The following is an 11,693-nucleotide window of genomic DNA, read 5'->3' on the forward strand; positions in this document are numbered from 1 at the left end:
TATCTTTGCAGCATGCAATTCTCTTCTGCGTTACTGGAAAATGCCGTGAATGAATTTGCCAAACTTCCGGGTATTGGCAAGAAGACGGCGCTGAGGCTGGTGCTGCATCTTTTGAAGCAGGAACCGGAAAAAGTTGGGCTTTTTGGGGAGGCTATTATCAAAATGCGCCGGGAGATCAGGTTTTGCCAGCGCTGTTACAATGTGGCGGATGCAGATATCTGCTCGATCTGTTCCAATTCGATGCGCCGGCAGGAATTGGTGTGTGTAGTAGAAAACATCCGGGATGTAATCGCCATTGAAAGTACCCAGCAGTTCAGCGGCACCTATCATATCCTGGGGGGCATCATATCCCCGCTGGACGGCATTGGCCCGGATCAGCTTCATATTGAGGCCCTTATACAGCGTGTACAGAAAGAAAAGATAGAAGAGATCATTTTTGCCCTCAATCCCAATATACAGGGAGATACTACCATCTATTATATACAGAAAAAATTGCAATCATACCCGGTACGGGTTACCACCATTGCCCGTGGTATCGCTTTTGGCGGCGAACTGGAGTATGCCGATGAAATGACACTGGCCCGGTCCATTACCAACCGCCTGCCCGTGGAAAGCTATGTTTCCAACCGGTAACAGGCTCTCTTTCAGCCCTGTTTTGATATTAATAGAACATGACGTAACTTTGCGGTCTGATCGCAGGCGGATTTGTTTATTGTTCGGCCTGTAGCTCCATCAGGGAGCACACTTCCACACAGTATCCGGAAGTGCTAAAACGGAACTAATAAACGCCAGGAAAACCTTCATACCATTTTCCCAACGTTTATGATGTTCTGATCACCGAACAGTATTCACCCACTGCCTGTCAATCTAATGCACTTATGCAATCACCGTTCTGCCAATAACCATTATCAGGGGCTATGGCAGGGAAATTAAATTTACGCATATGGACATCAGGAAAGAATTGGAAAAACGCATATTGATCATCGATGGGGCCATGGGCACCATGATCCAGCGTTATAAGCTGGAAGAAGCAGATTACCGGGGCGAACGTTTTAAAGACTGGCACCTGGATGTAAAAGGCAACAATGACCTGTTGTGTATTACACAGCCTCAAATTATAGAAGAGATCCATAGTCAATACCTGGCAGCCGGAGCAGATATCATTGAAACGAATACCTTCTCCAGCACCACTATTGCCATGGCCGATTATGAGATGCAGGAGCTGGCGTATGAAATGAATGTGGCCGCTGGCCGGTGCGCCCGCCGTGCAGCGGATAAGTACACGCAACTGGACCCTTCCAAACCCCGGTTTGTAGCCGGCGCTATTGGCCCGCTCAATAAAACATTGAGCCTCTCGCCCGACGTTAATAATCCTGGTTTCAGGGCGCTCACTTTTGATGAGGCCATGACAGCCTATTATGAGCAGGTGAAAGGGCTGGTAGAAGGCGGCGTGGACATTATCCTGATCGAAACGATCTTTGATACCTTGAACGCCAAAGCGGCCATCTATGCCACCAAGAAGTTCTTCCAGGATACGCAAAAGCCTGAGCTGCCGATCATGATCAGTGGCACTATCACGGATGCCTCTGGCCGTACGCTGAGCGGACAAACCCTGGAAGCCTTTTATACCTCGGTATTCCATGCCAAGCCGCTGAGCATTGGTTTGAACTGTGCGTTGGGAGCTGCTGAAATGCGCCCGCATATTGAAGAGTTGAGCCAGATTGCGGCCTGTTATACATCTGCCTATCCCAATGCGGGTTTGCCCAATGCCATGGGAGAATATGATGAGCAGCCGGAAGAAACTGCCCACTTCATTGAAGAATGGGCCCAACAGGGCTTTGTGAACATTGTAGGTGGCTGCTGCGGCACCACGCCCGATCACATCAGGCATATTGCAGACCATATGAAGAAACTTGCCCCCAGGAGATTACCGATACTGGAAGCGGCATTATAATCACAAAAAACAGCTATGTCCGAACAAATTATTATAAAGCCTTACTTACGGCTGTCTGGCCTGGAGCCACTGGTGGTGCGCCCGGAGACGAACTTTGTAAACGTGGGTGAACGTACCAACGTAACGGGCTCCAAGAAGTTTGCCCGCCTGGTCAGAGAAAATAAATATGAAGAGGCGCTCAGCGTGGCCCGCCAGCAGGTAGAAAGCGGCGCCCAGGTACTGGACGTAAACATGGATGATGCCTTATTGGATGGTGTGAAAGCCATGACCACCTTCCTCAACCTGGTACAAAGTGAGCCGGATATTGCCAAGATCCCCATTATGATCGACAGCTCGAAGTTCGAGATCATTGAAGCAGGATTGAAATGCGTACAGGGTAAATGTATTGTAAACTCTATTTCCATGAAGGAAGGGGTTGACAAGTTTATCCGCGAGGCACGTATCTGTAAGCTCTTTGGTGCTGCGGTGGTAGTAATGGCTTTTGATGAACAAGGACAGGCTGATACTTTACAACGCCGGGTAGATATCTGCACGCAGGCTTACAAGATACTGACAGAAGAAGTTGGTTTTACTCCACAGGATATCATATTTGACCCCAACATCTTTGCGGTAGCTACAGGCATTGAAGAACACAATAACTATGCTATTGATTTCATCGAAGCTTGTAAGATCATCAAGCAAAGGATGCCCCTGGCCAAAATAAGCGGGGGTGTAAGTAATATTTCGTTCTCGTTCCGGGGTAATGACCACGTGCGGGAAGCGATGCACAGTGTATTCCTGTTCTATGCCATCAAAGCTGGTATGGATATGGGTATCGTGAATGCCGGGCAGCTGGTGGTCTATGATCAGATAGAACCACAACTGCGGGATCTGTGTGAAGACGTGATCCTTAACCGCCGCGCTGACGCTACAGACCGCCTGATCGCTTTTGCCGAAACGGTGAAGGCCAAGGGCAAGGTAGAAGTGAAAGACGAAGCCTGGCGCAATGGTACGGTGCAGGAACGGCTGACGCATGCGCTGGTAAATGGTATTACGGATTATATTGAACTGGATACAGAAGAAGCGCGTCAACAATATGCCCGCCCGCTGGAAGTGATCGAAGGACCGTTGATGGATGGGATGAATGTAGTGGGTGACCTGTTTGGTAGCGGAAAGATGTTCCTGCCACAGGTGGTAAAGAGTGCGCGGGTGATGAAGAAGAGTGTGGCTGTATTGACACCCTTTATTGAAGAAGAAAAAAGAAACAATCCCCTGGCCCAACAGGGAGGGGCTGCGCGCATCCTGCTGGCTACGGTAAAGGGTGATGTGCACGATATTGGAAAAAACATTGTAGGCGTGGTACTAGGTTGTAATGGCTATGATATTATTGACCTGGGTGTGATGGTACCCGCCGATAAGATATTGGAAACGGCGCAGAAGGAAAATGTAGACATTATTGGCTTGAGTGGCCTGATCACGCCTTCCCTGGATGAAATGGTACACGTAGCCAAAGAGATGAAACGCCGCAATATGAAGCAACCTTTGCTCATTGGCGGCGCTACGACCTCCCGGATGCATACAGCTGTGAAAATAGCCCCGGAATATGATCTGGGCGTAGTACACGTATTGGATGCTTCGCGCAGTGTAACGGTAGCCGGCTCGCTGTTGAGCAATGAACAAAAGCCTGACTTCCTGGGTAAGATCAGCAAAGAATACACGAAACTGAAGGAAGACTTTGGCAACAAGAAATCAGCCAAGCAATACCTGACCTTTGAGCAGGCGCAAAAGAATAAGGTAAAGATCGACTGGTCGACCTTTACACCTGTTAAGCCCACTTTCACCGGCACCAAGGTATTTGAAACATACGACCTGGGAGAGATCGCTGAATATATCGACTGGGGTCCCTTTTTCATTGCCTGGGAATTACATGGCAAATTTCCCCAGATATTGAAAGATGAGAAGGTAGGAAAAGAAGCCACCAAGCTGTACGAAGATGCCAAAGAACTGCTGGCAAAGATCATCAAAGAAAAATGGCTTACGCCCCGTGGTGTGATCGGTTTCTGGCCTGCACAGGCTACTGCCGATGATACGGTGGAAGTATACAGTGAAAAAGGAACGGTACAACTGGATTTCCTGCGCCAGCAGGTGAAGAAAGCGGCCGATCAACCCAATATCAGCCTGGCCGACTTTATAAAGCCCGCCAATGGCGTAGCTACTCCGGCTGATTATATAGGTGCCTTTACGGTTACCATGCAAGGTATTGAACCGCATGTGGAAGCTTTTGCCAAAAACATGGATGATTACAATAAGATCATGCTGCAGGTACTGGCCGACCGGTTGGTGGAAGCTTTTGCAGAATTGCTCCACGAACGCGTACGGAAAGAATTCTGGGGTTATGCTACCGACGAGCATTTAACAAATGAACAGCTGATCAGTGAGCAGTATTCAGGTATCCGCCCGGCACCGGGTTATCCTGCCTGCCCTGACCACACAGAAAAATACAAACTGTTTGATATGCTGGGCGGCAAAGAAACCACCGGCATCACACTTACTGAATCGCTGGCCATGTATCCGGCTTCTTCTGTAAGCGGCTGGTATTTTGCTCATCCAGACAGCAAGTATTTCGGTATTGGCAAGATCGAAAAAGACCAGTTTGAGGACTATGCCAAACGCAAAGGCATGTCTTTGGATGAAGCCGAGCGTTGGCTGAGACCGGTATTGGAGTAGTTATATTATATCACAGTGATGACATAAAAAAGCTGCCGGACCTATCAAGTCCGGCAGCTTTTTTTATTAGACTAGTAATATTGTTATCTCCGGTCTCTGTTCTCCATCCAGGTCTGTACCTCTCTTGCATTCTTCAATGCGCCGACCATTAGGACGATGGCTATTACTTTCAGCACGATACCTCGTATGATGCTGCTGGGTTCCAGGATAGCAGATAAAAGAATAAGGGCCGAGTAAATAGTAAGCGCCGTAACAATGGCGGTAAAAGGCTTCTTCTTTGTCCACAGGGCCAGCACGGCAAATACAGCAGCGAAAAACACATAGATACCAATCGTGATCCAGTTCTCCGGTTCAGGCAGGTTGGTAACAGTGAAGAGGGCTACCAATTGAAGGGCTGCAATAACAAACAGTAAAATACGGGCTTTGCGGATAGGCTTATCATAACCTTCCATGGAATCGTCATATATCTCATCCAACAGGTTTTCCTGTTGTGGTGCTGATTCCGGTACAGATCCGGGTGCTTTCTCGGGTTGTTGGGGTAGTTGTTCCATTGTTGCCAGATTAGGTAGTACAATATATATTCTTTTCATCTCATCGACAATAGAACAACCCTTCCCGCTCCTATTTTAATTTACCGGCCGCCTGCATCTTCAACGTCAGGTCTTTCAATTCTACTACTTCAAACTCAGGAGAGGCCTGGAAGCAATGTTTGATAATGGGAATATGACCATTGCCAAAGAGTACCAGTATGCGATCTGCGGAGCCGGGTTGTGTTTGCTGGATCTTATTAAAGATGCGCAGGTTGCGGTCGTACCAGCCCAATGCCTGAATATCCGGCCCCATATTGTTGATGGTGTTGAATCCTGCAGTCATGTAATGGCCATGCATACGGCGCAGGGTGTGCGGATCGGCCATGAGGAGGAAATTCTCGAGCATGGTAAGGCTTAGCTCTACAGAATCGGAAGCATCATACAAGCGCTTGTACCTTTTATTAAAGTAGCTGTCACGGTTAGCATTGACCGGTGTGTCGCTGTTCCACATGCTGTCAATGAACTTGTATTTCTTATAATTTTCATTGGCAAAACCATAGGCATCCACTGCATACACTTTGGGAAGGTTCAGCTCTTTGGCCAGGCGAAAAGCGATCTGGTCGGTTTCATCCCTGTCCAAGGTATATTTCCCTTCCAGGTAAGCATTGTACAATGAATCCATCCGGCGTTGGCTGCGCGACTCTACATAAATACGGGTAGGCTTAAAGGAGGCTACCACATCCACGAGTTGCCTGATCTCTTTTTGCCGCCTTGGAGATAATACATCCATCATTTTAGACGAATCGGTCTTATGACCATCGAGGTTAGGATAGTCAAAATGGAATGTCCCCAGCAACAAGGCTTTGGTGGGAGGGTTGGCCGGATCAAGGAGTATGTTATCGGGGTTCAGCTGATCCAGTTTTTTCCAGTTGACGGTTTGAGCAAAAGTGCTGGTTGCACAAACAACAAGGAAGAATAGTGCGTGTAAAAGCTTCATGGCGATTATTTTCAACAAAGTAAATTCGTGGGTATCATCCATTCCTTTTTGATCTGCTAACCAGGGGGTTCTGTCTGCAAGTCCCCCTATTTATACCTCCTGGGAATTGGAAGATGAAAAGCCGGAGTTGGCAGATAAAAGGCAGGGATAATAGCCGCAACTGCCCTAGATTTGGCTATGCGCAAACATTTATTCCGGATCTTTTTGCTTTTGCTGTCGTTTGAGGTCATTGAGGAGTTGGGTAGCAATATCCCGAAGTTGATCCGTAATCAGCCGGCCTTTACTTCGTGGCAGGATCGCAATGACTTATTGTTGAGGTTATCTGGCTTTATTATTTTATTGCTGTATCCTGTGGTATCGTATATAATTTTCCGGAAGAACTTCCACAAGAACAAGAAGCTCGCCTTTCTGTATTGGGCCATTGGTATTACGCTTATTATTACCTTACGTTATACTATAGAACAATTGTTTTTTCCTGCGCACTTTGGTTTCCGGAATTATCCGTCGAATGTTTCCTGGCTTTATTATTTTGCTGACAATCTTTTCTTTGCCTTCCTCTATTCTGCCTTTGGTGGTGTATACTTTTTCATACAAAATGAACAGGAATACCGTATGCGGGAATCGCAGCTACAGCTGGTAAACAAACAAACGGAATTGTCGTTCCTGCGTTCACAGATCAATCCGCATTTCCTGTTTAATAGTCTCAACAATATCTATTCGCTCGTTTATCACCACAGCGACCAATCGCTTACGGCCATTGCCAAGCTTTCAGACCTGCTGCGGTATATGTTGTATGATTCGAATGAAAAGGTACCGCTGCAAAAAGAACTGGATTATATTGAAAAGTATATGGAGTTGCAGCAGATGCGGTTTGACCATCCCTTGCCGGTAAAACTGGAGTTGACGGGCAACCCAGGTAAGGCCAGCATCCCGCCGCTGTTGCTGATCCCTTTCGTGGAAAATGCTTTCAAACATGGGGATACCAAAAACGGCAACGAGATAAGGATGAAGCTGCATGCGGATGAAGCACTGATCCGCTTCGGCATCAACAATGTAGTGGGCAATCATCAAAAGGATACGAGCGGCGGCATTGGGCTGGAAAATGTACAGCGCAGGCTGGAGTTGTTGTATCCCGGGCGGCACTCGCTGCATATAAAGAAAACAAAAGATATATTTGAAGTAGAACTGGAGATCAGGAAATGACAACTGTAAAAACGATATCGTGTGTAGTAGTGGATGATGAACCACTGGCGCTAAAGCTGATGGCAGACTATGTGCAAAAAACACCTTTTCTGGCATTGAAGGAACAAACGAGCAACCCGATGAGGGCTATCGAACTGGTGCAGCAAGGCGGGGTAGATCTCTTGTTCCTCGATATACAGATGCCGGAATTGACGGGGCTGCAGCTGATGAAGATCATTGGGCATAAGTGCAAAGTGATCCTCACCACGGCCTACGCAGATTATGCATTGGACGGTTATGAGTTTGATGTGATCGACTACCTGCTGAAGCCGGTAACCTTCGACCGTTTCCTGGTAGCTGCGCATAAGGCCAGGGAAAGATTGTCTGCTACAGAACCAGTGATGGTGATACAGGCCCCGGCAGCAACTACTGCGGTTCCTGCCAGCTATATTTTCGTGAAGACGGAATACAAGATCCAAAAGATAGATCTCGCTACTATCCTATACATGGAAGGGTTGCGTGATTATGTAGCCATTTATACTACTGCGGGTAAAATACTCACTTTACAAAGCATGAAGAGCTTCCAGGAACAGTTGCCGGAGAGTAACTTCATGCGGGTGCACAAATCCTACCTCATAGCACTGGATAAGATCCAGTTCATCGAGCGCAACCGCATCGTTATTGCGGATAACTATATCCCGGTCGGGGATACTTACCAGGAGGTGTTTCAGCAACGATTGAACATGAAGGGGTGAGTATTATTTCTTCTCAAACAGCCACCACCGGCGTTTGCCGGGTTTTACCTCGTAATTCTTTTGAATGTAGGTATGGATATGCTGCATGGCTTCCTCTACGCTATCGGTCAGTAAGACAAGGTTGAGGTCTTCGCGGGCAATGGTGCCCTCTTCGGCCATGAATTGGATATAATCCCATAATTCCTTGTGGTATTCTTTGCCATAGAGCACGATGGGGAATTGGGTTATGGTCTTTGTTTGCACCAGGGTGAGGGTCTCAAAAAACTCATCGAGGGTGCCAAATCCGCCGGGCATGATGATAAAAGCGTAAGAATATTTTACCAGGATCACTTTGCGCACAAAGAAGTGCTCAAAAGTGATAGACTTATGGACCCAGGGATTGGGTTTCTGCTCAAAAGGCAAACGGATATTACACCCTATGGAGATGCCATCCTTCTCAAAGGCTCCCCGGTTGGCTGCCTCCATTATACCGGGTCCGCCGCCGGTCATGGTGGTGAAGCCCATTTCGGCGATCCGGCTGCCGAATTCCCTTGCTTTTTCATAGTAGGGATGGTCTTCCCGGAAGCGGGCAGACCCGAATACGGTGATGCAGGGCCCCAGGAAGTGCAGGTTGCGAAATCCCTTGATAAACTGGGTAAATACTTTCCAGGCAAAGGATAGCTCATAGGTACGGGGCTTGGGGCCATCGAGGTACACATGCTCTTTGGGTGGAATGATTGGCTTAATACTGGTCTTAACTGATGCTGCTTCCATATCAAAACTGTAAATTGCTGGCCAAATGTAAAAATAAATACTCATGCGTATCCTCAGCTATAATGTTAATGGCATTCGTGCGGCCATGAATAAGGGGCTTATCGACTGGCTGAAAACAGATCCCGCCGATATTATCTGCCTCCAGGAAACGAAAGCGCACAAGGATAATGTAGACCATAAGCAATTCACCGACCTGAATTATTATGATTACTGGTTCAGCGCCCAGAAGAAAGGATACAGTGGCGTGGCTGTATTCACCAAGATAAAACCTGACAATGTAGTGTATGGTACGGGGCACCAGGTAAGTGATGATGAGGGAAGGGTGATCCAACTGGATTTTGGCGATATCCGATTGATCAACGCTTATTTCCCATCTGGTACATCGGGCGATGAGCGGCAGACATATAAGTACCAATGGCTGGATGAGATGTATGTCTATCTGGAAGAGCTCAGGAAAAAGCATCCGAAGCTGATCCTTTGCGGGGATTATAATATTGCGCACAAAGAAATAGATATCCATGATCCCAAAGGCAATAAGAAGTCTTCTGGTTTCCTGCCGGAAGAACGTGCCTGGATGGATAAGTTTATCAATAGCGGCTGGGTAGATATGTTTCGAGAAGTGCATCCTGAGCCGCACCGCTACAGTTGGTGGAGCCAGCGTTTTCCCTCTGTACGGCTGCAGAATAAGGGCTGGCGTATTGATTATATCAATGCTACTGAACCTTTGCGTGAACGTTTAAAAGGCGCGGACATTTATCATGATGTAAAGCACAGTGATCATTGTCCGATATACGTTGAATTAAAATAATAAGGGAGCAGGATGTTTATATACAATGTTACTACTTATGTTCACTGGAGTATTCATGAAGCATGGGTACAATGGATGCGTGCGGAACGATTACCGGCCATTATAGCCACGGGATGTTTCGACAGGTTTCAAATGGTGCGTGTGCTGGAAACAGATGAAACGGAAGGTCCGACGTATGCGGTGCAGTATTTTTCCCATAGTAAAGACGACTATTTACGGTATATAGAAAACTATGAACCGCGTTTGCGGGAGGAAGGCCGCAGCAAATGGGGAGAATATAGTATCTCATTTAGCAGCCTGATGGAGGTTGTGCACTGAGTGTGGATAATATTTTTTTAATTACCCTAAGTGGTAAATTATTGTATATTCCCCGCAAACCCTGTACTGTACAGCATTTCAGCCCACACAGCGTGAAACACAGGCTGGCGCTGCATTTCACAATGAAGCATGAAAAATGTGTGCATCACCAAAACCGGTTACATGACCTATAATCCTTGCCCCAAGCGGATTATAGCTATTTAGCAAATGTTAATTTTAGCAGATAAAAATTTTGTTTCATTGACAAAACGTCTAAATTTGTCCTGCTTAAATTTTTAAAACATTACACTATGAACAAAGCTGAGTTAATCGCAAAGATTGCAGATGACGCTGGTATTACTAAGACACAGGCAAATGCCACTTTGGATTCTTTTGTAGAAGCAGTTACAAAGACCCTGAAAGGTGGTGGTAAAGTAACCTTAGTTGGTTTCGGTACCTTCTCTGTTTCTAAAAGAGCTGCCCGTAACGGCCGCAACCCTCAAACCGGCGCTGTTATCAAGATCAAAGCGAAAAAAGTTGCCAGGTTCAAGGCAGGTAAAGAATTGCAAGCCAAATTATAATTGCTGCATCCACTGCATGGAAAGCTCCGATACAACGCTCATTGAGTATGGGCAAAGGGTACCGGAGCTTTTTTTACGCCCTGGCGTGAAAGGGGCTTACAAGGCGGTCACCCGATACATTTAATAATGGGTTTTGTTTGACCTGCGCGAAGTAGTATTTTTGCACTCTATTTTATTCAATTAAAAGCATTGTAACATGGGCAGAGGTGATAAAAAAACCAAAAAGGGAAAAACTTTCAAGGGTTCTTTTGGCAAAAGCAGGCCAGCAAGAGCTACTAAGAAAGCTGCTCCCAAGAAAGAAGGTAAATAGTTGATATGTTGATGGGTTAATAAGTTGGGACGCAATCCGTTTTGGCTTATCAACCTTTCAACTCTTCAGCTTTCCTGATAGCCCTCAGCGGGGCTTTTTCTTTTTATAAGGGGTATGGCCCGTCTAGGGCGCCAGGCGCTCCATAATCCAGCTTCCCTGCTGGCTGAGGGTGTAATACAACCGATCGTGTAAACGGCTGGGACGGCCCTGCCAGAACTCGATACGCAGGGGTTTTACGCGGTAACCGCCCCAATGTGGCGGGCGGGTAATGGGTTTGGACCGAAATATTTCCCTGAAGTTGAGATCTTGCTCATCGAGCCATTCACGGCTTTTAATTACCTGGCTTTGGGGGGATGCCCAGGCGCCGATACGGCTTCCTTCGGGGCGACTGTTGTAATATTGATCGCTTTCTTCTTCGCTTATTCTTTCCACCTGGCCGCTGACGCGTACCTGGCGCTCGAGTTCCTTCCAAAAGAATACGAGAGTAGCATAGGGATTCTCTGCCAGTTGGCGCCCTTTGGCGCTGCCATAATTGGTGAAAAACACAAAACCTTGTTTATCGTATTCTTTCAGCAGAACAATGCGGGCATCCGGGATACCATCGGTGGAGGCGGTTGCCAAAGTCATAGCATTTACTTCGTCTATCTCTGCTGCAATGGCTTCCTTCCACCATTGGCTAAACTGATCAACGGGATGTTTTTGGGCCTGCTCTTCTGTGAGGTCTTTGAGTTTGTAATCCTTCCGGATATCTGCAATGGATGACATAGCTATGCTGTGATTAGGAGGCAAAATTAGTTGAAAAGGTAACAGGTTGGAAGGT

13 protein-coding genes are annotated in these 11,693 nt (G+C 47.0%); 9 read left to right on the top strand and 4 right to left on the bottom strand.

Annotated features, from left to right (window positions below):
- The first annotated feature begins 12 nt into the window (after positions 1–12).
- From recR to metH, 3 genes are all read left to right on the top strand, one after another.
- A complete protein-coding gene (gene recR / locus D3H65_RS21345) occupies positions 13–633 on the top strand; it encodes a recombination mediator RecR (RefSeq protein WP_119052261.1) in 621 nt (206 codons plus the stop codon).
- A gap of 310 nt (positions 634–943) precedes the next feature.
- On the top strand, positions 944–1,954 hold the full coding sequence (locus tag D3H65_RS21350) for a homocysteine S-methyltransferase family protein (RefSeq protein ID WP_119052262.1): 1,011 nt from the start codon (positions 944–946) through the stop codon (positions 1,952–1,954).
- Between the two features lie 15 nt (positions 1,955–1,969).
- Positions 1,970–4,660 (top strand): methionine synthase, encoded by a 2,691-nt coding sequence (gene metH, locus D3H65_RS21355; protein ID WP_119052263.1) that lies wholly within the window; start codon positions 1,970–1,972, stop codon positions 4,658–4,660.
- Positions 4,661–4,743: 83 nt separating this feature from the next.
- On the opposite strand, the gene D3H65_RS21360 is transcribed toward metH, so the two are convergent.
- Together D3H65_RS21360 and D3H65_RS21365 are read right to left on the bottom strand one after the other, a co-directional pair.
- Positions 4,744–5,211 carry a DUF5336 domain-containing protein gene (locus tag D3H65_RS21360; protein ID WP_119052264.1) on the bottom strand — a complete coding sequence of 156 codons (468 nt, stop codon included), beginning with the start codon at positions 5,209–5,211 and terminating at the stop codon, positions 4,744–4,746.
- A gap of 70 nt (positions 5,212–5,281) precedes the next feature.
- On the bottom strand, positions 5,282–6,187 hold the full coding sequence (locus D3H65_RS21365) for a DUF5694 domain-containing protein (RefSeq protein ID WP_162915756.1): 906 nt from the start codon (positions 6,185–6,187) through the stop codon (positions 5,282–5,284).
- Positions 6,188–6,364: 177 nt separating this feature from the next.
- On the opposite strand from D3H65_RS21365, the gene D3H65_RS21370 reads away from it, so the two are divergent.
- Both D3H65_RS21370 and D3H65_RS21375 read left to right on the top strand, forming a co-directional pair.
- The gene (locus D3H65_RS21370; RefSeq protein WP_119052266.1) at positions 6,365–7,390 is read left to right on the top strand and encodes a sensor histidine kinase; all 1,026 of its coding nucleotides are present in this window, start codon (positions 6,365–6,367) and stop codon (positions 7,388–7,390) included.
- Complete coding sequence (locus D3H65_RS21375) at positions 7,387–8,124, top strand: LytR/AlgR family response regulator transcription factor (RefSeq protein WP_119052267.1); 738 nt, start codon at positions 7,387–7,389, stop codon at positions 8,122–8,124. The genes D3H65_RS21370 and D3H65_RS21375 overlap by 4 nt, the downstream gene beginning before the upstream one ends.
- A 3-nt stretch (positions 8,125–8,127) precedes the next feature.
- On the opposite strand, the gene D3H65_RS21380 is transcribed toward D3H65_RS21375, so the two are convergent.
- Positions 8,128–8,877 (bottom strand): LOG family protein, encoded by a 750-nt coding sequence (locus D3H65_RS21380; RefSeq protein WP_119054594.1) that lies wholly within the window; start codon positions 8,875–8,877, stop codon positions 8,128–8,130.
- Between the two features lie 43 nt (positions 8,878–8,920).
- Between D3H65_RS21380 and D3H65_RS21385 the strand changes: the two genes are divergently transcribed.
- From D3H65_RS21385 to D3H65_RS21400, 4 genes are all read left to right on the top strand, one after another.
- Positions 8,921–9,685: an exodeoxyribonuclease III gene (locus D3H65_RS21385; RefSeq protein WP_119052268.1), complete on the top strand. Its 765-nt coding sequence runs from the start codon at positions 8,921–8,923 to the stop codon at positions 9,683–9,685.
- A 12-nt stretch (positions 9,686–9,697) separates the two neighbouring features.
- Positions 9,698–10,003 (top strand): DUF4286 family protein, encoded by a 306-nt coding sequence (locus tag D3H65_RS21390; RefSeq protein WP_119052269.1) that lies wholly within the window; start codon positions 9,698–9,700, stop codon positions 10,001–10,003.
- A gap of 263 nt (positions 10,004–10,266) precedes the next feature.
- Positions 10,267–10,563, top strand: coding sequence for an HU family DNA-binding protein (locus tag D3H65_RS21395; RefSeq protein ID WP_262707711.1), 297 nt, complete (start codon positions 10,267–10,269; stop codon positions 10,561–10,563).
- Positions 10,564–10,759: 196 nt separating this feature from the next.
- Entirely contained in the window at positions 10,760–10,873 is a 114-nt protein-coding gene (locus D3H65_RS21400; RefSeq protein WP_119052271.1) for a 30S ribosomal protein THX, read from the top strand.
- Between the two features lie 123 nt (positions 10,874–10,996).
- Here the strand turns inward: D3H65_RS21400 and pdxH are convergent, their stop codons facing one another.
- Positions 10,997–11,638 carry a pyridoxamine 5'-phosphate oxidase gene (gene pdxH, locus D3H65_RS21405; RefSeq protein WP_119052272.1) on the bottom strand — a complete coding sequence of 214 codons (642 nt, stop codon included), beginning with the start codon at positions 11,636–11,638 and terminating at the stop codon, positions 10,997–10,999.
- Between the last annotated feature and the right edge of the window lie 55 nt (positions 11,639–11,693).

Origin of the sequence: Paraflavitalea soli, assembly GCF_003555545.1 — a bacterium.
GTDB lineage: Bacteria > Bacteroidota > Bacteroidia > Chitinophagales > Chitinophagaceae > Paraflavitalea > Paraflavitalea soli.